General features: G+C 55.3%; 22 protein-coding genes, 2 tRNA genes and 1 pseudogene. 9 read left to right on the plus strand and 16 right to left on the minus strand.

From position 1 onward, the window contains the following. The 8 genes and pseudogenes from KO498_RS10275 to KO498_RS10310 form a co-directional block, all read right to left on the minus strand. A pseudogene (locus tag KO498_RS10275) lies at positions 1 to 884 on the minus strand (calcium-binding protein); the annotation flags it as partial. A gap of 155 nt (positions 885 to 1,039) precedes the next feature. Continuing rightward, positions 1,040 to 1,116, minus strand: a tRNA-Pro gene (locus KO498_RS10280). Positions 1,117 to 1,173: 57 nt separating this feature from the next. Continuing rightward, entirely contained in the window at positions 1,174 to 2,094 is a 921-nt protein-coding gene (locus KO498_RS18235; protein WP_252731383.1) for a MerR family transcriptional regulator, read from the minus strand. Between the two features lie 14 nt (positions 2,095 to 2,108). Beyond that, complete coding sequence (gene ihfA / locus KO498_RS10290) at positions 2,109 to 2,411, minus strand: integration host factor subunit alpha (RefSeq protein WP_215959812.1); 303 nt, start codon at positions 2,409 to 2,411, stop codon at positions 2,109 to 2,111. A gap of 100 nt (positions 2,412 to 2,511) precedes the next feature. Then, on the minus strand, positions 2,512 to 3,486 hold the full coding sequence (locus KO498_RS10295; RefSeq protein ID WP_215959813.1) for a beta-ketoacyl-ACP synthase III: 975 nt from the start codon (positions 3,484 to 3,486) through the stop codon (positions 2,512 to 2,514). Next, positions 3,483 to 4,610: a phosphate acyltransferase PlsX gene (gene plsX, locus KO498_RS10300; RefSeq protein ID WP_215959814.1), complete on the minus strand. Its 1,128-nt coding sequence runs from the start codon at positions 4,608 to 4,610 to the stop codon at positions 3,483 to 3,485. Before plsX ends, KO498_RS10295 begins: the two co-directional genes overlap by 4 nt. 14 nt (positions 4,611 to 4,624) lie before the next feature. Next, positions 4,625 to 4,831 (minus strand): 50S ribosomal protein L32, encoded by a 207-nt coding sequence (gene rpmF, locus KO498_RS10305; protein WP_215959815.1) that lies wholly within the window; start codon positions 4,829 to 4,831, stop codon positions 4,625 to 4,627. 200 nt (positions 4,832 to 5,031) lie between these two features. Continuing rightward, entirely contained in the window at positions 5,032 to 5,592 is a 561-nt protein-coding gene (locus tag KO498_RS10310; RefSeq protein WP_215959816.1) for a YceD family protein, read from the minus strand. Between the two features lie 78 nt (positions 5,593 to 5,670). Here KO498_RS10310 and KO498_RS10315 point away from each other — a divergent pair, with 78 nt between their 5' ends. The 4 genes from KO498_RS10315 (at position 5,671) to KO498_RS10330 (ending at position 10,398) form a co-directional block, all read left to right on the plus strand. Further along, positions 5,671 to 6,132 carry an outer membrane protein assembly factor BamE gene (locus tag KO498_RS10315; RefSeq protein ID WP_215959817.1) on the plus strand — a complete coding sequence of 154 codons (462 nt, stop codon included), beginning with the start codon at positions 5,671 to 5,673 and terminating at the stop codon, positions 6,130 to 6,132. An 82-nt stretch (positions 6,133 to 6,214) separates the two neighbouring features. Then, on the plus strand, positions 6,215 to 6,952 hold the full coding sequence (locus tag KO498_RS10320) for a GNAT family N-acetyltransferase (RefSeq protein WP_215959818.1): 738 nt from the start codon (positions 6,215 to 6,217) through the stop codon (positions 6,950 to 6,952). Between the two features lie 31 nt (positions 6,953 to 6,983). Beyond that, complete coding sequence (locus KO498_RS10325; protein ID WP_215959819.1) at positions 6,984 to 8,795, plus strand: ABC-F family ATP-binding cassette domain-containing protein; 1,812 nt, start codon at positions 6,984 to 6,986, stop codon at positions 8,793 to 8,795. Positions 8,796 to 9,291: 496 nt separating this feature from the next. Further along, on the plus strand, positions 9,292 to 10,398 hold the full coding sequence (locus KO498_RS10330; protein ID WP_215959820.1) for a GGDEF domain-containing protein: 1,107 nt from the start codon (positions 9,292 to 9,294) through the stop codon (positions 10,396 to 10,398). A 247-nt stretch (positions 10,399 to 10,645) separates the two neighbouring features. Here the strand turns inward: KO498_RS10330 and KO498_RS10335 are convergent, their stop codons facing one another. From KO498_RS10335 to KO498_RS10350, 4 genes are all read right to left on the minus strand, one after another. After that, a complete protein-coding gene (locus KO498_RS10335; protein WP_215959821.1) occupies positions 10,646 to 11,401 on the minus strand; it encodes an SDR family NAD(P)-dependent oxidoreductase in 756 nt (251 codons plus the stop codon). A gap of 61 nt (positions 11,402 to 11,462) precedes the next feature. Then, positions 11,463 to 12,533 carry an AbrB family transcriptional regulator gene (locus KO498_RS10340; RefSeq protein WP_215959822.1) on the minus strand — a complete coding sequence of 357 codons (1,071 nt, stop codon included), beginning with the start codon at positions 12,531 to 12,533 and terminating at the stop codon, positions 11,463 to 11,465. 21 nt (positions 12,534 to 12,554) lie between these two features. Further along, a tRNA-Ile gene (locus tag KO498_RS10345) sits at positions 12,555 to 12,631 on the minus strand. Between the two features lie 34 nt (positions 12,632 to 12,665). Continuing rightward, positions 12,666 to 14,054, minus strand: coding sequence for a hypothetical protein (locus KO498_RS10350; RefSeq protein WP_215959823.1), 1,389 nt, complete (start codon positions 14,052 to 14,054; stop codon positions 12,666 to 12,668). Between the two features lie 130 nt (positions 14,055 to 14,184). Between KO498_RS10350 and purM the strand changes: the two genes are divergently transcribed. Continuing rightward, a complete protein-coding gene (purM, locus tag KO498_RS10355) occupies positions 14,185 to 15,237 on the plus strand; it encodes a phosphoribosylformylglycinamidine cyclo-ligase (protein WP_215959824.1) in 1,053 nt (350 codons plus the stop codon). Between the two features lie 3 nt (positions 15,238 to 15,240). Then, positions 15,241 to 15,828 (plus strand): phosphoribosylglycinamide formyltransferase, encoded by a 588-nt coding sequence (purN, locus tag KO498_RS10360; RefSeq protein WP_215959825.1) that lies wholly within the window; start codon positions 15,241 to 15,243, stop codon positions 15,826 to 15,828. A gap of 209 nt (positions 15,829 to 16,037) precedes the next feature. Here the strand turns inward: purN and KO498_RS10365 are convergent, their stop codons facing one another. Beyond that, positions 16,038 to 17,117, minus strand: coding sequence for an NAD(P)/FAD-dependent oxidoreductase (locus KO498_RS10365; protein WP_215959826.1), 1,080 nt, complete (start codon positions 17,115 to 17,117; stop codon positions 16,038 to 16,040). 108 nt (positions 17,118 to 17,225) lie between these two features. On the opposite strand from KO498_RS10365, the gene KO498_RS10370 reads away from it, so the two are divergent. Next, positions 17,226 to 17,570, plus strand: a complete 345-nt coding sequence (locus KO498_RS10370) for a MerR family transcriptional regulator (protein ID WP_215959827.1) — start codon at positions 17,226 to 17,228, stop codon at positions 17,568 to 17,570. 222 nt (positions 17,571 to 17,792) lie between these two features. After that, the gene (gene rnd / locus KO498_RS10375; protein WP_215959828.1) at positions 17,793 to 18,950 is read left to right on the plus strand and encodes a ribonuclease D; all 1,158 of its coding nucleotides are present in this window, start codon (positions 17,793 to 17,795) and stop codon (positions 18,948 to 18,950) included. Here rnd and KO498_RS10380 read toward each other — a convergent pair. Next, positions 18,947 to 19,456, minus strand: a complete 510-nt coding sequence (locus KO498_RS10380; protein ID WP_215959829.1) for a hypothetical protein — start codon at positions 19,454 to 19,456, stop codon at positions 18,947 to 18,949. The two genes, rnd and KO498_RS10380, sit on opposite strands and share 4 nt — an antisense overlap. 125 nt (positions 19,457 to 19,581) lie before the next feature. Between KO498_RS10380 and KO498_RS10385 the strand changes: the two genes are divergently transcribed. Further along, positions 19,582 to 19,986: a SufE family protein gene (locus KO498_RS10385; RefSeq protein WP_215959830.1), complete on the plus strand. Its 405-nt coding sequence runs from the start codon at positions 19,582 to 19,584 to the stop codon at positions 19,984 to 19,986. Here the strand turns inward: KO498_RS10385 and KO498_RS10390 are convergent, their stop codons facing one another. Both KO498_RS10390 and KO498_RS10395 read right to left on the minus strand, forming a co-directional pair. Then, positions 19,987 to 20,640 (minus strand): DUF1638 domain-containing protein, encoded by a 654-nt coding sequence (locus KO498_RS10390; RefSeq protein WP_215959831.1) that lies wholly within the window; start codon positions 20,638 to 20,640, stop codon positions 19,987 to 19,989. 70 nt (positions 20,641 to 20,710) lie between these two features. Continuing rightward, positions 20,711 to 21,412 carry a corrinoid protein gene (locus KO498_RS10395; RefSeq protein WP_215959832.1) on the minus strand — a complete coding sequence of 234 codons (702 nt, stop codon included), beginning with the start codon at positions 21,410 to 21,412 and terminating at the stop codon, positions 20,711 to 20,713. Positions 21,413 to 21,583 lie beyond the last annotated feature (171 nt).

Genomic DNA, 21,583 nt, shown 5'->3' on the forward strand with positions numbered 1-21,583 from the left:
GGCTCGACTTCGGGTTCCGGTTCAACTTCAGGCTCTGGCTCGACTTCGGGCTCCGGTGTGTCCAGCAATAAATCTGTCTGCGTTTCGATGAGAGTCAAAATGTCTGCATAGTTCTCACTCACAACACTGTGGACCGTGTCGGGGATGTTGAGATTTGCAGGTGCAGGTTCGCCCATAGTTGTTTGATAAGTGATCAAACTGGCAAGAAAATATGTTGTTTCGGTGCCGTGTGGGGCGCTATCCACAAACAACTCCTCGACAGGGATTTCTGCAAGGAGACCACCCTCAGCAAGCAACTCTGCAAGAATGGGAGCGACGGGAATTAACGTGATACCCGCATCTGGAAGATTGGTGTCAAGCGCATCAACATATTGTTCATACCAATCGTGGTAGCTGTCCTGATTGTGGGCGTAATACGCTGCTAAGGCGGTGTCACTTGGCGGAAAATTCTCGCTGAACTCGGCCAAATCACTCCAACCTTCATAAATGAAGATCTCTGCCCCTGTTTGAGCGCTAAGTGTATTTTCAATCACCTCTATTGTCGCACTTAGAGGCGAGGCGTCACTCCCGGCGTAGGGCGTGCCCACGGTGTTGTTTTGGATGAAGTTTCCAGGAGTGATGATCACTTGATCAAACGAAACTTCCGAGAAAGAAGCTGTGTCTTGGTCCCAAATACCTGAAACGCCTTCGATGCCCCATTCATTTGCAGGCATGTCACGGCTTGCGAAATCTCTTAAAAAGCCAAAGCCACCATTGGCATTGTAGTCACTTCCCGCGGCTTCAGAAAACTGGTTGAGCCAATACGGCACATTGGTCTGCGCGTTGCCGCCACTGAAGTTAACAAGAGAATTGCCGAAAAAGAACTGATCTACAGAAACTGGCATTTGCGCCCCACAATTAGCAAGCAGTTGATTTGGGTAACATAAATTGGCAACAGAAGGCCTCAAGTGTGTATATCGTACGTACCAAGATGTTACGATGATGTCGGAAGAAAAACAGTGTTTCTTACAACGGTTGTCGAATGCTCCCATTCGAAAAATGGTCGGGCTAGCAGGACTCGAACCTGCGACCTTCCGTCCCCCAGACGGACGCGCTACCAGACTGCGCTATAGCCCGACGATGAAAGCTTCATAGCGTTTTTGGCGGGGAGGGCAAGGGTGAATGTTCGGACGGTTAAGCAGTTGCAAAAAGTCTCATCAAGGCATTCTTCGCTTCAGTCAACTCGCTACGTGTTTCGGCTGACAATGGTGCTTTGCTTGCCGCCAAGCGGCTGAGGATACCGGCATTTGCTTCGAGTTCGGTGTCGCTTGCGTCTTCTGGTGTTACAATGCTGAGCGGCTCGGCCTTTTTAGGCGGTGTTGAGGTGTCATTTTCACTCTCTCCCCGCAAGAATGACGGTAGCGCAGAAGATTCAAAAGGCTCGCGTGGTTCGGCAGCAGTAGGGGGCGTGAGTGCCGGTTCCACCGCAGCGCTTATAGTGCGATCTTCTTCATTAGGGGCGGGAACCTGCTCAACACTTTCAGGAGTATTCTCAGGTTGCTCTTCATCAGCAAACTGTTCTTCTTTAATTTCAGTAGAGCGGCTTCGAAAATTAAGAACTTCCGCTGGCTCCTGGTCTGGGATCATATCAGGTGCGGTTTCATCGGTGCTAGGAGAAGGTGACGTCGCGCGGTTTTCCATGTCGGTTTCTAGGTTTGTCTCCGAGGCAGACTCCGAAACGAGTTCACCTGCCGCGTCTGTTTCATTCAAATCTGAAACAGCCGAAGCAGCAGACGCGTGTTCTTCCTTTTTAACTTCATGCGCCAACTCATCAGCGCCTTCAAGTGAACGCGAAAGACCGGAAACAAATTTGACGCCTTGTTCGCGGAGCACTTTTTGGGCGCCTTTGATGGTCATTCCGTCATCGTGTAGCAACTTCTTGATGCCGCCAAGCAACAGCATGTCATTCGGGCGATAATACCTACGGCCGCCCGCGCGTTTGACGGGCTTTACTTGCGTGAACTTGCTTTCCCAAAAGCGCAGAACATGCGTTGGAAGATCAAGCCACTCAGCAACTTCACTGATGGTGCGGAAAGCGTCGGCTGACTTCGCCATTTAACAGCGTTCCTTTAACTGTTGTTTCCAGCGGCTACGCGGTCTTTCATCAGATGCGAAGGGCGGAACGTCAAAACGCGACGCGGGTTGATGGGAACTTCTTCGCCCGTTTTAGGGTTACGCCCTACACGTGCAGACTTTTCGCGCACGGAAAACGTACCAAACGAAGAGATCTTCACCTGTTCGCCTTTGACCAGTGCATCGGATACATGTTGCAGAACGCTCTCAACAAGTTGTGCGCTGTCGTTTCGTGACAAACCTACCTCGCGAAATACAGCTTCGCTCAGGTCCATCCGTGTCAGTGTTTTTTCGGTCATAGCAGTCCCCCTTTGTACAACCATAGGCGCGAGACAATTTCCGAGTCAATATCAATGACTTGGAGATTGAGCTTTCGGTGCTAGATGAGCTTGCGGCCGCTTACCATCGCAACGCGACAGCACCCCAGGCCAGACCCCCGCCGATCGCTTCAGCAATACACAGATCACCCGGCTTGATCTTGCCCTCTTCAACTCCGACACAAAAGGCGAGCGGGATAGACGCGGCAGAGGTATTGCCATGATCCTGAACCGTCTGGATAACCTGTTCCATCGGAACACCAAGTTTACGTGCTGTGCCTTGAATGATGCGTATGTTGGCCTGATGGGGAACTACCCAGTCGACATCGTCACGGGTGAGGCCCGCGTTTTCAAGCGCGGTTTCAGCGGTCGCCGCCAGCTTTTCAACCGCTTGGCGGAAGAGGGCATTCCCTTGCATTCGCAGCTTGCCCGACGTGCCTGTGCTCGAAACTCCGCCATCGACATAAAGCATGTCCTTGTAGCGTCCATCCGAGTTCAGATCAGCCGCGAGAATGCCGCGATCGCTATTTTTTCCAGTGCCGGTTTGAGCTTCAAAAATCAATGCACCGGCGCCATCACCGAAAAGCACACAGGTTGCCCGGTCGGTCCAGTCCATGATTCGGCTGAAGGTTTCTGCCCCAATGACCATCACACGCTTGGCCTGACCCGAGAGCAATAGCCCGTTCGCCGTTGTAAGAGCAAAGACAAAGCCAGCGCAAACCGCCTGCACATCAAAACCGAAACCCCGTGTCATGCCGATTTTTTGCTGCACCATTGTCGCGACCGATGGAAAGGTGAGATCGGGTGTCGACGTGGCAACAATTATCGCGTCAACATCGTCGGCATCCAGCCCGGCATTTGCGAGAGCTGCATTTGCAGCTTTAGCAGCGAGGTCTGATGTGAACTCGCCGTCACCAGCAAAATGGCGCCGCTCAATACCCGAGCGGGTGCGGATCCACTCGTCGTTGGTGTCCAGAGTTTTTTCAAATTCACTATTGGGAACAATGCGGTCTGGCAGATAGCGCCCGCAACCGATAACAACCGAGCGTAAGGTCATGCTGGGTCTCCAATCGGGTCAGCTTCATCGTCCGTATCCGCTGCGTCAGAAGCAAGCATCGTCGCGGCTGAAATACGGGCTGCTAGCTTCTCGTTAAACCCGCTTTGTGCAAGTTGGTAAGCCAAATCAAGGGCCGCAGAAACTCCGGTGGCATCAGCTGACCCATGTGATTTTACCACTGTTCCGTTGAGGCCAAGGAAAACACCTCCGTTGACGCGCCGCGGATCGATTCGTTTGCGAAGCCGTTGTAAAGAGGGGTAGGCCAAAACAGCAGCCAACTTTGAGAGTGGCGTGTGATTGAAAGCCTCCCTCAAGAAATCGCTGATCAAACTTGCCGTGCCTTCACCTGTTTTCAGGGCAATATTCCCAGTGAAGCCGTCCGTTACAATCACGTCGCAGCGGTTTCCGGGAATATCACTCCCCTCGACAAAACCAACATATTCAAAGTTGGCAGGTTTGGCATTCTCGGCGATCAGCTCGTTGGCGGCTTGCATTTCTGCACGGCCTTTAAACTCTTCGGTTCCGACGTTGAGCAACCCGACTCGCGGGCGCTCAAGGTTGAGGCCGTTGCGGGCATAAGATGCGCCCATAAGCGCATATTGTAGCAAGTCACGCTCGTCGGCGCGGATATCAGCGCCCGCATCGAGCATGACGTTAAAGCCTTGTTTGTTGCGTGAGGGCCAAAGCACCGAGATAGCCGGGCGGTAAACGCCTGGTATCTTACGTAAGCGCACGACAGAGAGCATCATTAAGGCACCAGTGTTGCCACAGGACACACAAACAGTCGCTTTCTTGGTGCGCACGCTTTCAAGCGCCGACCACATGGATGTGTTCTTTGCCGTGCGCATGATCTGACCTGGCTTATCATCCATGGAAACGACACCAGGGGCGTCATGAATTTCGTATCGGCCATTGAGATGTTTTTTACGCGCAACCAGCTTTTCCAACTCGGCCTTGGGGCCGTGCAGGATAAAGAACGTGTCGCCGTGCAAGCGGGCAAAATGCGAACAGCCGGCAACCACAGCTGCCGGCCCTTTGTCACTTCCCATAGCGTCAACCGAAATAACCACCTGCTTTGCCGAAGGCTCGAGGCCTGCGATCGTGGGCGAGGGGGTGTCGGTCATTGCCTAACCTCGGCTTATGCCGCGTCTTCGTCGATCTCGACTTCGTCTGCAACGGCAACCACTTCACGCTCTGCGTAGTGACCACAGTCTGGGCAAACGTGATGCGGGCGCTTGAGTTCGCCACAGTTCGGGCACTCGTTCGGGTTTGCCGCTACGAGGCTATCATGTGCGCGACGGTTGTTGCGGCGCGATTTCGATACTTTGTTCTGCTGGACAGCCATGTCACAACCTTAATTCTCTAGGGGCCAAATGGGCCGTGTTTCGTTGGGGCAATGCCCTACATTGTTTAGGGCGACGCCCCGGTGATCGGGTTCTGGATGCTCATATGCTCAATAAGCAGTCCTGTCCAACCCAAAATTCACCGGAGCGCGGGAAAATAGCGCGAAATTGGAGAACTGCAAGGGGCATTCGGCAGTCTTGCTCAGTCTTCCCGATCTTCTAGCTGGTTTTTCAACGCCGCAAGCCCAGCAAACGGTCGCGCATCATCGTCGCTCATTGGCTTCACGCCTGTTTCAGCGAAAACAGTTGTGCTGACTTCGGCACCATCGGCGCGGGGATATGCAGGCAGTGCCAGCGACAATGCTTCTCGAAAAACTTCGAGCAGCGATATTTCAACTCCGAGAGGTTCGATGCTCTCGTCATCTGGCATTTCGACTTCGTCTTCACTGTCTAAAGAAAGCTCGGGCATGTTTCGTAAAAGCAGCCGTTCGACGGCTTCGTCGATCCGTGTTGTGACTGGCGCAAGCGATACAACACAGGGCTGCACAACGGTCGCTCCGAGTTTTGCTTGCAAGGCCCAATCAGCGGCCCCGCTTGGAGTGAGCGTTCCGTTGAAACTTGCTTTTCGCAATGCTGACAAACCTAGGTCCTCAGATATTTCCTTGGTATCATCGGCATCTAGCGACAGCGAAAATTCGTAGCTCTGGTTCGCTGAAAGCGAGCTGACTTTGATTTTTTTGGAGTTTTCAAATTTCTGGGACATCGTGCTGCTTCTTGAATCAGGGGCGTTCCTTATGTAAGCGGGATAAGAGGCTGACGTGGCCGACACAAGAGGGCAGATATGAATCAACTCTTTTCCCGACGCTCAAAGCAAGCGCTCGCGTTGCTTTTCGGGCTATGCTTTTTAGGCCTTTCCGCCTGCGCTACGATTTATCGTGATCATGGTTATGTGCCAACTGACGAAGAGCTCAACGAGCTTGTGGTTGGCGTTGATTCTCGTGACACCGTCTCTGATGTTGTGGGCTTGCCGTCGACCGCAGGTATTCTAGACAGCAGTGGCTACTATTACGTAAAGAGCCGAGTTCGGCACCTCGGAGGGCTTCGCCCAAAAGAAATCGAACGCGAAGTTTTGGCGATCAGCTTTTCGGAAGCTGGGATCGTCCAGAACATCGAGCGGTTTTCTTTACAGGATGGTAAGGCAATTCAACTTTCGCGCAGAGTGACCGAGTCATCTGTGAGCGACAATTCGTTCTTGCGTCAACTTGTCAGCAGCATTGGCCGGTTCGCGCCGGGAGGCCTCTAAGGCATCATATGTTCCGGGCAACTCTGCCCGGCTGACCGGTATGGCGTGATAAACTCAACTATGAATGCTTGACCGAGGCATTATGTCAGAAGGTGATCAACCCCGATACACGGTACGGCTTGCGACGTCTGATGAGGACATTCGAGCGGCACAAAGGTTGCGACACAAGACATTTTTGGGGAATGATCAAGGGCTGGAAGCAGATAAGTTTGATCCTGCGTGCCACCATGTTCTAATCGAGTGTTGCGGTCAGTTGGTAGCGTGTTACCGGCTTCTACATTTTGAGAATGGCAGCGGTATCCAGCGCAGTTATTCGGCCCAGTATTATGATTTGACCAAGCTTGAACAATTTGCAGGCGCCATGGTAGAAATCGGCCGTTTTTGCATTGATCCTAGCCTAAATGATGCTGACATTCTGCGCGTCGCTTGGGGGGCTTTGACGGCTTATGTTGATGAAAACAATATCGAAATGCTATTTGGATGCTCTTCGTTTCAAGGCGTAGACCAAACCGCATACCTTGACGCATTCTGTCTGCTGAAAGAGCGGCATCTCGGGCCGGACATTTGGCGAGTTAAAGCCCAAGCTCCTTCGGTGGTTCATTTTGATAAAAATTTGCCCGAAACTCTACATTTTAAGCGCGCACAGATGCAATTGCCTCCATTGCTACGCACCTACTTGCTTATGGGAGGCTGGGTAAGTGACCATGCCGTAATTGATCATGAAATGAATACGTTACATGTCTTCACCGGGCTTGAGATCAGCGCGATTCCTGCTGCGCGAAAACGGCTTTTGCGCGGGAACGCAGTCAAGATAGCTTGACCGCATGAGTGCAGCCTTGTAGCTGCCCTGCATGGCCCGTATCCCACTCTTACAAATCAATGACGTCTCCCTCACATTCGGCGGTGATCCTGTGTTTGACGGACTATCGCTTGTCGTGCAGCCCGGTGACAGGTTGGCGCTCGTAGGGCGTAATGGCTCTGGTAAATCGACGTTGATGAAAGTCATGGCGGGGCTCGTGGAAGCCGACAGGGGCGAGGTGGTCTCAGGCCCCGGGGTTCAAGTCGGATACATGGAGCAAGAGCCAGATATGACAGGTTTTTCCACGTTGGGGGACTACGCTTCCAGCGGTCTGGATGCCGGTGAACTATACCGTGTTGAACGTGCCGGTGAGGGGCTGAAGTTTGATCCGGCAAGAGCCGTTGAAACCGCATCGGGCGGCGAGCGGCGGCGGGCTTCTTTGGCGAAGTTGATGGCCGAAGCGCCGGAGCTTATGCTGCTTGACGAGCCGACGAACCACCTTGATATCGAAGCTATTTCATGGCTGGAAAGTGAGCTCAAAACAACCCGCGCAGGCTTTGTTTTGATCAGTCATGACAGGGCTTTTTTGCGTGAGCTTACCCGTGCAACCCTTTGGATTGATAGGGGAGTTGCGCGTCGCAATGAGCAAGGCTTTGAGCATTTTGAAGCCTGGCGCGACAAGCTGTGGGACGAAGAGGATACTGCGCGCCACAAGCTCAATCGAAAGATCAAGTCCGAGGCACGTTGGGCTGTCGAAGGCATCTCGGCGCGTCGCAAGCGAAACCAAGGCCGTGTGCGCGCCTTACAGGAGCTAAGAGCCGAGCGGGCCTCACAAATTTCCCGTCAGGGGGCTGCTGCTATGGATTTTGCAACTGCTCCAAAGTCGGGGAAGAAGGTTATTGAGGCCATAAGTGTTAACAAATCTTATGATAGCAAAAAAATCTTAACAGATTTCTCCCTCACCGTTCAGCGTGGCGACAGGGTTGCTTTTGTCGGGCCCAATGGTGTTGGTAAGACGACGGCGATTAAGGTGTTGATGCAAGAGGAAAATCCTGACAGCGGCACGGTAAAACACGGCACCAACCTCAGCTCTGTGGTGTTTGATCAGGCCCGTGCGCAGCTTGACGGCGAGATGAGCCTTTGGGACAGCCTCACGGGCGATCCTGACATGCGGGTGTCGGGTAAGGCAGACCAGATCATGGTGCGCGGAATGCCTCGCCATGTCATTGGTTATCTTAAAGAATTTCTGTTTGACGAAGGCCAAGCCAGAGGGCCGGTAAAGGCGCTTTCAGGCGGTGAGAAGGCCCGTCTTTTGCTGGCAAAATTGATGGCGCGGGAGAGTAACCTCTTGGTGCTTGATGAACCGACCAATGATCTGGACGTCGAATCGCTCGATTTGTTGCAAGAACTGCTCGACAGCTACGAGGGCACGGTGCTCTTGGTAAGCCACGATCGCGACTTTCTTGATCGCGTAGCCACGATGACTGTGGCGATGGAAGGTGACGGCAAAGCGACGGTTTATGCCGGCGGCTGGACGGATTATCAGCGCCAGAAACCGAAAACGCCGAAAACAGATAGTAACGTAAAATCAAAAGGTAACAGCCCGAAGGTGAAGCAAGCCAAGGCTGACGATCCGAGCGGTTTGAGCTTCACAGAGAAGCACCGTTTGGAGGAATTGCCGAGTGTGATCGAGCGCTTTGAAGCCGAGATCGCCAAGCTCGAAGAGTTCCTCATGCAGCCCGATCTGTTCACTGAAGAACCGCTCAAGTTCCAGAAGGCCACCGACGCTCTGGTCGAGCGGCACAGCGCTTTGCAGGCGGCTGAGGAAGAATGGTTAACACTCGAAGAAAAAGCCGCGCGTTAACCATTTGAGCCCAAAACGGCGCTGTGACTCGGGTGCATACTACAGTGCATATAGCAGTGCATAATGCGTGCTGACGGTTTTTCGTTAACCTTTGCCTCAGGCGTCGGTGAAAAATATCAGTCCACGGACGATCTTGTCCGAACCGGACACTGATGATCCTCAAATTCGAAGAGGGCTGAGCGACACTGACACATTTGCGGCAAGCACTCAGATATTTCTATCAGCTATCCACTTTTTACAAAGAGTGGTTTTGGGAGTTAGTGTGCGGGTGCGTCGAACGGCGGGTTTGAGCCCAAACAGACCGATACGGCGTTATGGACGGATGTACGCAAACGAAGTACCGTCAAAACCCTTCAGTAACCGAATGGGTTTTGACGAATAATAACGATCGCTTTTCCAGCAGCGCTCCGCTGGATGAGTTTACCGAAAATTAAGACTTTTACCCTAACCTTGTGTCAGTTTTGAGCGAGGGCAGTATCTCGTGGGTGAGGGCTGAATGCTAGAAAATCCTTTCGAGGTCCTGATCGCAATCACGTTTGGAGCGGGTGTGATGGCGCTGCTAGCCATGTCGTATGGGGTTGTCGTACGCTCAGAAATTCACAAAATGTGGCAGTCCGTCATTCTCGGTTTCGTTTTCGCGTTTGGTGCAGTCATGGTGATGATGGAGCCGGTCCATCTCGGCGAAGGTGTAATTTTTGATGCACGTGCAATTATCGTTGGGCTGGCCGCTGCGTTTGGAGGCTGGCCTGCCGGGCTTTTATCGGCTTTCTTAACGGCGCTTTATCGCTTCTACCTTGGAGGCGCAGGGGCCCCGTCTGGAATCCTTGGAATTTTCTTATCAGCGGCGTTGGGCCTGCTATGGGCATGGCGGCTAAAGCCAAAAGGGCGTTTGAATGTCCGCGCAACGGCAACACTTGGAGCTGCGATTTCGTTATATACATGCAGCGCTGTGCTCCTTCCCCAAGAGATAATCTATGATGTGGTGACGAAAATCGTTCCAATTATGGTCATCGGTTGCATCATATGCGCGATAGTAATGGGAAGTTTTTTGGAGCGGGAATGTTCTTATATCCATTCCGAGAAAACCTGGAGGGAGGATGCGCGCACTGACCCGCTGACCGCCTTGCCCAATCGCAGAGGGTTTTTCGATAAAGTCGAGCGGGAACTGTCAGAGGCTGAACGGCACGAAACGGATGTTTTTTTGGTGTTGGATGCGGATCATTTCAAACGCGTCAATGACAATCACGGGCATTCTGCCGGTGATGCGGCACTGATCGTGATCGCTGATAAACTTAAATTGGCTGCCGGTAAAAAGGGATCGGTGTGCAGACTTGGAGGAGAGGAGTTTGCGGTTTTTCTACCCGCAACGACTCAGAGCGCCGCGAACCAGATTGCGGGCGTGTTGTTGTCGAGAATTCGTGATGCAGGCCTTACATTTGACGGCGTCGCCGTAGAGCTATCCGTCAGTATAGGCGCAGTCGTGCGCTCTGCCGCGTCGAAAGCCCCGCTGAGTAGTTGTTTGCAATCCGCAGATAATGCTCTCTATCGAGCGAAGGTAACCGGGCGTGATAAGGTTGTTTTCGCGCAACCGCTAGAAGCCTGATTTTATGAGAAACACACGCATCTCCGCCCCATGAACCACCGGTTGTTGAACGGTTTGCTAGACCGGACATCGGCGGACATAATGTGAAGATTGGCTTCGTCCGCGTTGCCGACCATAAGCATGTTCCTGAAACCTCTATTTGGGCGTGGACGCATATTGCCCGCATATTGCCCAATATGAGCTTCCAAAAAAACTCTGTGCAAAACTTCAGGTAATTGGCGCATTTAGGGGATGCAGAACTTGCTGTTCACTGCATCCGCAGGGCGCCGTCGATGCGGATGACCTCGCCGTTGAGGTAGCCACATTCGACGATAAAGCCGGCGAGGCGGCCATACTCAGAAGGGTCACCCAAGCGTGCAGGGTTTGTGACAGAGGCGGCGAGCTGGTCTTGCACTTCTTGCGGCAGGCCTGCGAGCATCGGTGTCATGAAGATACCCGGTGCGATGGCCATAACGCGGATGCCTTCGCGGGCGAGATCACGGGCCATGGGCAGGCTGAGGCCGACAATGCCGCCCTTTGAGGCTGCGTAGGCGGCTTGGCCTTTTTGGCCGTCAAAGGCGGCGATGCTGGCGGTGTTGATGATCACCCCACGAGCGCCGTCTGGCTCGGGCGTGTTCTGGGCCATTTCAGCGGCAGCGAGGCGGGCGACGTTGAAAGTGCCCACCAGGTTGATGTCGATGGTGCGCTGGAACGCGGCGAGGCTGTGTGGGCCGTCGCGGCCAAGGGTTTTCTCGCCTGTGGCGATGCCTGCGCAGTTGATCGCGCAGGTGAGGCCGCCCATGTTTGCTTTGGCTGATGCGATTGCGGCGGCAACAGAGGCTTCGTCGGTGACGTCGGTTTCGGCGAAGTGCGCGCCGATTTCGGCGGCGACGGCTTCTCCGCGGGCCACGTCGCGGTCAAGCAGGGTGACTTCTGCGCCGCCCTCGCGGAAGTGGCGTGCTGTGGCTTCGCCGAGGCCCGATGCGCCGCCGGTGATGATCGCTTTGGTTGTTTCGATGCGCATGGTGTTGCTCCCGCTTTTTGTAAATGAACAGGTGTTCAATAACGTGCTGGTTGCGGTTCTGTCAAACAGGCCCGCTTTTTGTAGCAGCGAGGCGCTTGGATGCGTAGCCGAGCAACATCACCGTGATCATGATGCGGAAGATGTGATGCAGGGTGACGAATGCCGGATTTGCGCCGATCGACAGGGCGACGAGGGCCATTTCGTTTACACCGCCGGGGGCGAAGGTGATGAACAGTACACTCAGCGGTTGCTCGGTGAGGCTGACGAGGGCGACAGCGAGTATAGCCGCGATTGCCAGCATGGTGCCGACAGATAGCAACGAGAGCCAGAGGCCTTTGATCAGCAGCGCCATGTTGAGGCCTGCGAATCGCATGCCCAGTGACGCACCCAGCACGACCTGGGCGGTGAAGATCAGCCAGTTTGGCAAGCTCAGCGGTATGCCTGCGAGTGAAAAGCCAGCCGAGACCAGTAGTGCGCCGGTAAGTTGCCAAGCGGGCAGGTGCAGGGCTTTGCCTGCGACAGTGCCGATGAGCACGATGAAGGCGGCAAGCGGGAACATGGAAGCCGTGACGGGTGTTGCGCTAAAGGCTTGGCCGCCTGCGCTTCCGACGGGAAAGCCGAGGTGAAACGACATGCCAAGCGGCACCAGCGTGAGCACGAGGATGATGCGCAGGAATTGCTGGGTGATCAGCACGCGCGCATCGCAGCCTGATGCTTCACCGAATGTGATGGATTCGATAAGGCCACCGGGTGCGCCGGAGTAGAAGGCGGTTGGTGCGTCATATCCGCCGAGGCGGCGGAAAATTACGTAGTTCGCGCCTTGGGCGGTGAGCACGAAGACCACCATTGCCAGCAGTGAGGGCAGCATGTGATGCAAGGACATGACCAGCGAGAGGGTGACTTGTGCACCGATCACGGCGCCGATCAGGGCCACAAAAGGCACGCGGATTGCAACAGGGAAGTCGTAGGCCTGTGGCAGGTGATGGCTGGCGAAAATCGCGACAGGTGCGGTTGCGAGCAAGCTGCCGAGGAGGAAGGGCAGGGGCAGGCCAAAGAACTGGGCGATGAGACCACCGAAACCGCCAAACGCGATAAGCGCGAAAGTGAGCGGCAGGTTTGGGGGCAAGTGCATATGCTGTCCTTGGTGGCGGTATGGTAGGCCCGGTAGGACTCGAACCTACGACAAAAGCGTTATGAGCGCTCTGCTCTAACCAACTGAGCTACAGGCCCGCCTTTTGCTTGGTTACCAGAAAGGGTGTGGGCGTCAAGTCAGAACAAGGACTGTGGCGTAGGGAAGCACCACAAAGCACAGCGTGGTTTTGACCCATGCCCAATACTGGCCGCGGCGCAGGTGGGTCAGGATGTCTTGGTTGTAAGCAACGTCGGGTGCGGCAGGCGGGTTTGACAGCATCTTGGCGGCTTTGGCCCAGCTGTTTGATCTGACGGCGAAGATGCCTGTGATGCCTGTGAGGATATGGATGACGGTGGGCAAAAGCGTGGTTGAGACCAGCATGATCAGCAGTGAGGCTTGTCTGTAGTCGCCTTTTAAGAGCGCTTGCACATAGGCGCGATAGTCAAACGCGAGGGTGCTTGGGGCGATGGCCTCCCAAGCGGTGAGCGCGGCCCATGTGCTGCCGAGCAGGAAGACAAGGCAGAGCGCGGCGATGATTATGTCAAGGAGAACGTCGAGCAGGATGCGCAGAAGGGCGTGCTCGTGCCGCTGGATGTCACCAAGAAAACTGCGGGTGGCAGCGAGAGAGAGGAAATCAGCAAAGCTGTTGAGGAGCGGGAGAATGGCGAAGAAGAGGAGGTAGATGCTGGCTTCATTTGCTTCACCAGCAAAGGCAGCGCCAACGGCAACGGCAACGGCAACGGCACCGGCAAAGGCAGCGGCAACGGCAAAGGCAACGGCACCGGCAAAGGCACCGGCAAAGGCAAAGGTAAAAGTAACGGCAACAGCAACGGCACCGGCAAAGGCAGCGGCAACGGCACCGGCAAAGGCACCGGCAAAGGCAGCGAAATAGGCAGCTAAAAAGGCAAGTGTAGGTAATGACGCCAGTGCCATTCGGGCCGCCTTCGGCAGAAAACCGGCCCGATTGGCAAGAGCTTCTCTTGGTTTGGTTAATTTTGCCTCAATCCAGCTCGCTAACAATTCGGCAAATTCGTATGAGAAAAACATGAACACCATGAGCGCGACCAAAGTTAATGCGCGCCATGTGCGGTCATGCCAGAGCCACGCCTCGCCTGTTTCGGGGTTTGCGACAGGCAAGATCTCAAGCCCGCCAATTGAGCCAACGCCAAAGACGACCCAGCCGATCAGGAGGCAGAGCGGCGGGTAGATGAAGGCGATTTGCAGGCTGCGGGAATAGGCCTTTTTGCCGAGGGGCTTGTCGCCGTAGATGCGGGATGTGGCGGCGAGCAGATGCTCGATAGCGCGGTTATAGCCCGACCAGCCGGAGCCGCTGTAGCGTTTGGCGAGGCTTGGCCACGAGGTTGGGCTGTCGAGCTGTTCTTTGAAGCTGTAGTCGGCGAGTTTATTCTGAATCAGGCTTAGCCAGCCAGGCAAGAACGCACCTAAGATAACGAGCGCCAAGGCCGTTAACTCGGGGTGTTTCTTCATCAGCGTGATCAGGTAAAACGGCTCTGTCGGCATGAATGTCTCAAATTATTTGAGGGCAATATCAAGGTTTTGCCGCGCTCGCGCAAGCCGCAACGCTTTGAGCGGTTCACATTGAGGCCTAGGTGCAGTAAGGCGAAGCAACACTGCTATTTCGGGGGCTGCTATGAGCGACACTACCACTGGTAAAAACGGGATCACCTATGCGGATGCGGGGGTTGATATTGACGCGGGCAACGCGCTTGTCGAGCGCATTAAGCCGGCGGCGAAGCGCACGCAGCGCCCGGGTGTGATGGCGGGGCTTGGCGGCTTCGGGGCGCTGTTTGACCTTAAGGGCGCGGGCTATGTTGACCCTATCCTGGTGGCGGCGACTGACGGTGTTGGCACCAAGCTGCGCATCGCGATTGACACAGGTGAGGTTGACGGTGTCGGCATCGACTTGGTGGCGATGTGCGTCAATGACCTTGTGTGTCAGGGGGCGGAGCCTTTGTTTTTCCTCGACTATTTCGCTACAGGCAAGCTTGAGATGGACACCGCCGCGCGGATTATCGAGGGCATTGCCAAGGGCTGCGAGCTGTCAGGCTGTGCTCTGATCGGCGGTGAAACGGCCGAGATGCCGGGGATGTATCCTGACGGCGACTTTGACTTGGCGGGCTTTAGTGTCGGCGCGATGGAACGCGGCGCTGACTTGCCTGCAGGCGTGAAAGAGGGCGATGTGCTGCTTGGGCTTGGCTCAAATGGTGTTCACTCCAACGGTTATTCGCTGGTGCGCAAGCTGGTTGAGGTTTCCGGCCTTGGCTGGGACGCTGACTGCCCGTGGGGCGAGGGCAGCCTTGGTGCGGCCTTGTTGGCGCCGACGCGGCTGTATGTGAAGCAAGCGCTTGCGGCGATCCGCGCTGGCGGTGTGCATGGCCTTGCGCATATCACTGGTGGTGGCTTGTCAGAAAACCTGCCGCGGGTGCTGCCTGAGGGGCTTGGCTGCGCGGTTGATCTTGACAGCTGGGAGCTGCCTGCGGTGTTCAAGTGGCTCGGCGCGACAGGCAATATGGCCGAGGCCGAGATGCTCAAGACGTTTAACACAGGGGTTGGCATGGTGCTGGTGGTTGAGGCTGATCGGGCCGAGGCGCTGGCCGAGCTGCTGCGCTCTGAGGGCGAGCAAGTTTACACCATGGGCCGCGTTGTTGCGGGCGAGGGCGTTGCCTACAGCGGCAGCCTCTGAGCGATGAAACGCGTTGCGATCCTGATTTCGGGCGGTGGCTCGAATATGATCAAGCTGGTTGAGAGCATGACGGGCGATCACGCCGCTCGGCCTTGCTTGGTGCTGGCGAACTCGGCGGATGCTGGCGGGCTGGCCAAGGCTGCGGCGCTTGGCGTGCCGACGGCTGTTGTTGATCATCGTCCGCATAAGGGCGACCGCGAGAGCTTTCAGGCGGAGTTGCTTGAGGTGCTGCACGCGCATCAGCCCGATATCATCTGCCTTGCTGGCTTCATGCGGGTGCTGACGGCGAGCTTTATCGAGCAATTTGAAGGGCGGATGCTGAACATTCACCCCTCCTTGCTGCCCAAATACAAAGGCCTGCACACCCACCAACGCGCGCTTGAGGCTGGCGATACCGAAGCTGGCTGCACGGTGCATGAAGTCACAGCAAAACTTGACGACGGGCCTGTGCTCGGGCAAGCGCGGGTGCCTGTTCTGGAGGGCGACACAGCAGATACGCTGGCGGCGCGCGTGCTCCAGCAAGAACACGCGCTTTACCCTGCGGTGCTCAAGCGGTTTGTGACGGGTGATCGGGCTTTGTTGGAGCTTTGAAGCAAATGCTCCATTGCATTTCCTTCGGTGCAGCGAATGGCTGGATTGAGCCCAATGTGCATGATGCTGCAAACTGAAGCAATGAACGCAGCGCGTCCTCTTTGCCAATTTTCTGCAATACCGCGAATGTCTTCTATGATGGTAGAGGCCAATGCTGAAAACCCCAATTGAACCCGTGGGTGACTTCCTTTTCCGAGCCATGGGTCGCTTTAGGTTCGGTTCAGCATCTTCCGGTATTTGGACACAAACAGATCCTTGCCCTTCATGAGGCGGGTTATTGCATCTCCGGCGGTGAACAAGACAAGATAGGAACTTCCTTTCTGCGGCCCTAGGGGGACTAAGAAAGGTGCTTTGCCCCACGGTTTGTATTTGGCCATATCCTCGACCTTTTTGCCGTTGATCAGCGAGGTCAGCATCTTTTCCAACCAAGGTGTTTGGCGGCTGACAGCGACGATTGTCATCGCATCTCCGGACTCTGCGACGTCTCCGGCGGCAAAGACATTCGGCAGGTCAGATGGACGCAACCACGGGTCAGTCTTGACCCTATTGGCGGCGCCTTTGGTGATGCCGGGCAGCGTCTCAAGAATGGTCGACGTGGCACGAGACCCGATGGCGGGGAAGATCAGATCGGCGGTAATGCTGTCACCTTTACTCAGTTGAAGCTCACCAGCATAGGGCTCTGTCGTGCTCTCAAGGTTTTCGGCACGCGCACCAAAGATCGTCGTCACGCCAGCGTCATTGAGTTTAGCCTGCAGGGCTGTCCCAAGTTTTGAGGGCATCGTTGGGAACAGTGACGGCTCTGACGAAATCAACGTAACCTTCTTGTCCGGCATGAAATGCGCGATTTCGCCGGCCAGTTCTGTCCCGACCGCACCCGCCCCAACAATGGCAACACTTTGCGCGGCTTCCAGCATCGCGTGGATACGCGCGCTGTCCGCGCGAAAGGCTTTGATGCTATCGGTTGCAGGTTTAAACGGTATAGCATTGTTTGAGCCAGTCGCGACAACGATGTAGTCGCCAAGCACTTCGGTTCCGTCTTCAAGAGTGACGCCCGCAGCATCAATGCTTTCGGCACGTGCGCGCAGGACCTTACCGTTCTTGAGCAAATCATCATAGGGGATCAATGCCTGATCCAGAACTTGCGGATCGACAACCGCGCGGATCATCGCAGGCGCATGGACAAAATGGCTGTGAGGCTCAATCAGGGTCACCTCGGCCTTGTCGTCCAACGCCTTGGCCAGTTGCACGCCAACATAGCCCCCACCTACGATAATAATACATTTTGTCATGTGCGATGTCCTAGTGCCTAAAGTGATTGCAATTTCATGCCCTTGGTCGCATATAGACGATGGGAAAATAAAAACAATAGACCTTTGTCCATGGTTTAGGATTTAGCAATGCGAATTGGCGAACTTGCACAGAAATCTGGCGTCAGTCGGGACACCATCCGGTTTTACGAACGCAACGGTCTCATCACCTCCACCGTCGAGGACAGTGAGACGAACAGCTACCGCAACTACAAAGACGACTGCCTCGTCTGGCTTCAGTTTTTCGCAGGCGCACGAGAAGCAGGCATGTCCGTCGCTGACCTGCGCTCAATTGTGGAGTCCACCGCAGAGAGTTGCGACCGCGACGTTGCGCGCGCCGTCATCCAACGCAAGATCGAAGAGTTGAAAGAGCGGGCAGACCAGATTGGAAATGTGGTCCGGTTTCTAGAAAACGCGCTGTCTGGGCCAAAATAAACAACCCAATGCATCGATGGACATCTGCAGCGAGCGTCTGCTTCCTGCACGGCGCACTTTACGCTGTACTTTCGCCCCGAATAAAGCCGCCATTGGTTGAGAGTTCTCGAAGGTCGGCTTCGTCCGCATTCCAGACCTTCATCGACGAAGCGTGGGCTTTGTCTTCCATTTCTAAAAAGGCTCGCGTATAGGCTGTGCACCATTTGAAAGATTTTTCGTCCTATGATCACGATTACAACCACTGAAGACCTTGCCGCGTTTTGCAAAGAGGCGGCGACGTTTGACTACGTCACTGTTGATACCGAGTTTCTGCGTGAGCGCACGTATTACGCCAAGCTATGCCTTGTGCAGTTGGCTATGCCGCGTGAGGGCGATGACAGTGCTGTTCTGGTTGATCCGCTGGCTGAGGGGCTGTCGCTGCAACCGCTGTGGGACTTGATGGCCGACAAGGCTGTGGTGAAGGTGTTTCACGCCGCGCGCCAAGACTTGGAAATTTTCTTTCATGATGGCGATGTCATCCCTGAGCCGCTGTTTGACACCCAGGTTGCGGCGATGGTTTGTGGATTTGGTGAGCAGGTCGGATACGAGACTTTGGTGCGCAAGATCGCCAAGGAGCAGGTTGACAAGAGCAGCCGCTTTACCGACTGGTCGCGCCGGCCGTTGACCGATGCGCAGAAGACATATGCTCTGGCTGACGTGACGCATTTGCGCATTGTTTATGAATACCTTGAGGCGGCCCTGCGTAAGAACCAGCGCGAAAAGTGGGTGCGCGAAGAACTGGCGATTTTGCAGTCGGCAGACACATATCAAATTGATCCTGATGTGGCTTGGAAACGGGTGAAAACCCGCACCAGTTCGGGCAAGTTTCTGGCCATTGTCCGAGAGTTGGCTAAGTTTCGGGAGGCCTATGCACAAGAGCGCAACGTGCCACGAAACCGTGTGTTCAAGGACGATGCTTTGAGCGAGTTGGCCTCAACAAAGCCAAAAGATATCAACGAGTTGGGGCGCTCGCGCTTGCTGTTGCGGGACGCGCGCAAGGGCGACATCGCGGAAGGCATTCTGGCAGCTGTGAAAGCGGGGCTGGCTTGCAAACCTGAAGATATGCCCAAAGCCGATACGCGGTTTGACAAGCAAAACGTCAACCCCGCGCTGGCCGATATGCTGCGGGTTCTGCTCAAGGCCAAAACCGAGAGCATGGGCGTGGCCTCAAAACTGATCGCCACGGCTGCGGAACTTGACATGATCGCTTCAGGTGAACGCGACTTGGCGGCGCTCAAAGGCTGGCGCAAGGAAGCGTTCGGTGACGATGCGCTACGGCTTTGTGACGGTGAGATCGCGCTGGCTGTGAAGGGCCGGGTTGTGCAGGTTGTCGAGCTTTAGCGACGAACCGAGCGTGCATTTTCGCCGCCGATGACACGGATCGTGCGGATGCCCTCAAGCTCGATATCAGACACGAATGCCGCTGCAACGATCTCGCGGCCGCTAGCAGGAGCGTTCGGGCGCGACTTTTTCGAGTAGGCGGCCTTGAGTGTAAACTCGAGCACCGATTTTGGCGCTTCACCTTCTTCATATTCGACCGGCTCAAGGCGCACATCATAGGCTCCAAGTGTCGGGCTGAGGCCTTTGGTGCGGATCACGGCACCACCGGCTGCACGCTCGACCTGCAATTCAAGGATCTGGGCCACGGGCACACCGCCGTAGACCGCATCGGGGCGAGAAAAGCTTGAACGGCGCGGCAGAAGCGGGTTGGTCTGCTCGACAGCGACACGCTCGCCGCGGCTTTTGCCAAACCAGTTGGCCGGATTAACGCGAGATTCGCTCAACGAGCCGCCACATCCGGGAAGGGCGAGCAACGCCACCAATGAAGTCGTAAGAATGATCCGCATAATGCTGCCCCTTTTCTTACCTACCCGATTACCTGATTGCGCCCCGCTTGAAAAGGCGGGAAAGCCAAGGCTAGACCTTTGGGCTGTCATTGCCTATCTGAAGTACAAATAGAAGGGGTGAGGTTATGGCCACGGCAGCGTTTGAAGAGATTGTTGAAGACTTCGAGTTTTTGGACGATTGGGAAGACCGATATGCGCATGTGATCGAGTTGGGCAAGGCTATGAAACCGCTTGATGATGCGTTGAAGGTGCCTGCGACCAAAGTTGACGGCTGCGCGAGCCAGGTGTGGCTGCATGTGACGATTGCAGACGGGGTGCTGAGCTTTGACGGAGACAGCGACGCGATGATCGTTCGCGGGCTGGTTGCCGTGCTGCGCGAGCTTTACAACGGCGTGGCTGTTGAAGCGGTTGGTGCTGTGGATGCGCAGGCCGAGCTAGGGCGGTTGGGGCTGAACGAGCATCTATCGGCGCAGCGCTCGAACGGGGTGCGCTCGATGGTTGAGCGGATACGTTTGGCGGCGGCAGGATAGCTAGGGTGCTTCAGCCTGCGTTTTCAGGGCTTTGGCGAGGTCTCCGTAGCCTGTGAAGCGGTACTCATAGGCGAGGCCGAGGCGTTCGGCGCACTCGCGGGCCTTGGCCTCCAGCGCCGGTTGTTTGGTTTGGGCTTGGTAGACAAGCTTGGTGTAGTTGCCGAAAATCATTTCCAAGAGTTGAGGATGTTTGTCGAGGCCCATGGGCTTCCAGATGAAGGCGTCGAACTGTTTGACAAGAAAGTCGGTCAGATAAAAGGCGGTGATTTCGTCGTCGTGTTCGGCGAATGCATCGTTGCCTTCAAAAAAGGAATAGCAGTGCGGCCCGGCGACCATTTTCACGCCGAGTTCATCGCATTTGGCTTGCAAAAGCCCGCCTGTGCCGCAATCGGCGTAGACGATGAAAATCTCGGCGTAATCCGCCCGGTGCTTGAGCACGGCAGCTTCGACTTCGGTTGTGATTTTGTCGGGGTAGAGGTGCAGCTTTGCCGGCAGGCAAGTGAGATCAAGGTGATCCCAGCCATTGAGCTTGTTGAGCGCGAGGATTTCGCGAGCGAGGGCGCCGCAAGCGATGAGCAGGATACGGCCTTGGCCTGAGCCGCTACCTGTCGTGGCGAGGCCTTGTTCCGTAAGTGTTTTGTCATCCGGTAGCATTTGATGTCCTAACAAAAAGGCCCGCGCAGCGTGTTGCTGGCGGGCCGTTTAAGCGAATGCTCATAAAGGCTTAGACAGCCGCCTGGTTGTGCTTACGTGCGACAAACTCTTTTGCGGTTTCAACCGCAACGGCAGCGTCGCGACAGTAGGCGTCAGCGCCGATGGCTTTGCCGAATTCCTCATTGAGCGGCGCGCCGCCAACAAGCACGATATAGTCATCGCGGATGCCTTGCTCAACCATCGTGTCGATCACGACCTTCATGTAAGGCATTGTTGTGGTCAGCAGCGCCGACATGCCGAGGATCTCGGGTTTGTGCTCTTCTATGGCTTCGAGATACCCCTCAACCGAGTTGTTGATGCCGATGTCTTCGACTTCAAAACCGGCACCTTCCATCATCATGCCAACGAGGTTCTTCCCGATATCGTGAATGTCGCCCTTGACGGTGCCGATGACCATGCCGCCGACGCGCGGTGCACCGGTTTCGGCCAGCAAAGGCTTGAGAATGGCCATACCGCCCTTCATGGCGTTGGCGGCGAGCAGAACTTCCGGCACAAAGAGGATGCCATCGCGGAAGTCTTGGCCGACGATTGTCATGCCGCCAACAAGCGCTTCAGTGAGCACGCGGTAGGGCTCCCATTTGCGCTCTAGCAGAATGTTTACGGCTTCTTCGATCTCTTCTTTGAGGCCATCATAGAGGTCGTCAAACATTTGTTGCACAAGCTCATCGTCGTCGAGCTCGGAGAGGATGATTTCGTCTTGATCGTCGGACATATTTTGACCCTTTGATGGAATGTCATTTGTGTCAGCTTCTGCCAGAATGCCGCAGCAAGACTGCACGAATTGCGACATGCGCCGCGTCAATGCCGACTCTATTGCGTTTTCCTGAGAAGGAAAGGCTCATAATGCTCATGAAATTGATGTGCATATTGCAAGTGTTCTTGT

Origin of the sequence: Lentibacter algarum (assembly GCF_018860975.1) — a bacterium.
GTDB lineage: Bacteria > Pseudomonadota > Alphaproteobacteria > Rhodobacterales > Rhodobacteraceae > Lentibacter > Lentibacter algarum_A.

What these genes read in the sequence shown, in the direction of transcription:
- KO498_RS18235 (WP_252731383.1), bottom strand. Translation starts at nt 2,094, where the DNA reads ATGGCGAAGTCAGCCGACGCTTTCCGCACCATCAGTGAAGTTGCTGAG.
- ihfA (WP_215959812.1), bottom strand. Translation starts at nt 2,411, where the DNA reads ATGACCGAAAAAACACTGACACGGATGGACCTGAGCGAAGCTGTATTT.
- KO498_RS10295 (WP_215959813.1), bottom strand. Translation starts at nt 3,486, where the DNA reads ATGACCTTACGCTCGGTTGTTATCGGTTGCGGGCGCTATCTGCCAGAC.
- plsX (WP_215959814.1), bottom strand. Translation starts at nt 4,610, where the DNA reads ATGACCGACACCCCCTCGCCCACGATCGCAGGCCTCGAGCCTTCGGCA.
- rpmF (WP_215959815.1), bottom strand. Translation starts at nt 4,831, where the DNA reads ATGGCTGTCCAGCAGAACAAAGTATCGAAATCGCGCCGCAACAACCGT.
- KO498_RS10310 (WP_215959816.1), bottom strand. Translation starts at nt 5,592, where the DNA reads ATGTCCCAGAAATTTGAAAACTCCAAAAAAATCAAAGTCAGCTCGCTT.
- KO498_RS10315 (WP_215959817.1), top strand. Translation starts at nt 5,671, where the DNA reads ATGAATCAACTCTTTTCCCGACGCTCAAAGCAAGCGCTCGCGTTGCTT.
- KO498_RS10320 (WP_215959818.1), top strand. Translation starts at nt 6,215, where the DNA reads ATGTCAGAAGGTGATCAACCCCGATACACGGTACGGCTTGCGACGTCT.
- KO498_RS10325 (WP_215959819.1), top strand. Translation starts at nt 6,984, where the DNA reads ATGGCCCGTATCCCACTCTTACAAATCAATGACGTCTCCCTCACATTC.
- KO498_RS10330 (WP_215959820.1), top strand. Translation starts at nt 9,292, where the DNA reads ATGCTAGAAAATCCTTTCGAGGTCCTGATCGCAATCACGTTTGGAGCG.
- KO498_RS10335 (WP_215959821.1), bottom strand. Translation starts at nt 11,401, where the DNA reads ATGCGCATCGAAACAACCAAAGCGATCATCACCGGCGGCGCATCGGGC.
- KO498_RS10340 (WP_215959822.1), bottom strand. Translation starts at nt 12,533, where the DNA reads ATGCACTTGCCCCCAAACCTGCCGCTCACTTTCGCGCTTATCGCGTTT.
- KO498_RS10350 (WP_215959823.1), bottom strand. Translation starts at nt 14,054, where the DNA reads ATGCCGACAGAGCCGTTTTACCTGATCACGCTGATGAAGAAACACCCC.
- purM (WP_215959824.1), top strand. Translation starts at nt 14,185, where the DNA reads ATGAGCGACACTACCACTGGTAAAAACGGGATCACCTATGCGGATGCG.
- purN (WP_215959825.1), top strand. Translation starts at nt 15,241, where the DNA reads ATGAAACGCGTTGCGATCCTGATTTCGGGCGGTGGCTCGAATATGATC.
- KO498_RS10365 (WP_215959826.1), bottom strand. Translation starts at nt 17,117, where the DNA reads ATGACAAAATGTATTATTATCGTAGGTGGGGGCTATGTTGGCGTGCAA.
- KO498_RS10370 (WP_215959827.1), top strand. Translation starts at nt 17,226, where the DNA reads ATGCGAATTGGCGAACTTGCACAGAAATCTGGCGTCAGTCGGGACACC.
- rnd (WP_215959828.1), top strand. Translation starts at nt 17,793, where the DNA reads ATGATCACGATTACAACCACTGAAGACCTTGCCGCGTTTTGCAAAGAG.
- KO498_RS10380 (WP_215959829.1), bottom strand. Translation starts at nt 19,456, where the DNA reads ATGCGGATCATTCTTACGACTTCATTGGTGGCGTTGCTCGCCCTTCCC.
- KO498_RS10385 (WP_215959830.1), top strand. Translation starts at nt 19,582, where the DNA reads ATGGCCACGGCAGCGTTTGAAGAGATTGTTGAAGACTTCGAGTTTTTG.
- KO498_RS10390 (WP_215959831.1), bottom strand. Translation starts at nt 20,640, where the DNA reads ATGCTACCGGATGACAAAACACTTACGGAACAAGGCCTCGCCACGACA.
- KO498_RS10395 (WP_215959832.1), bottom strand. Translation starts at nt 21,412, where the DNA reads ATGTCCGACGATCAAGACGAAATCATCCTCTCCGAGCTCGACGACGAT.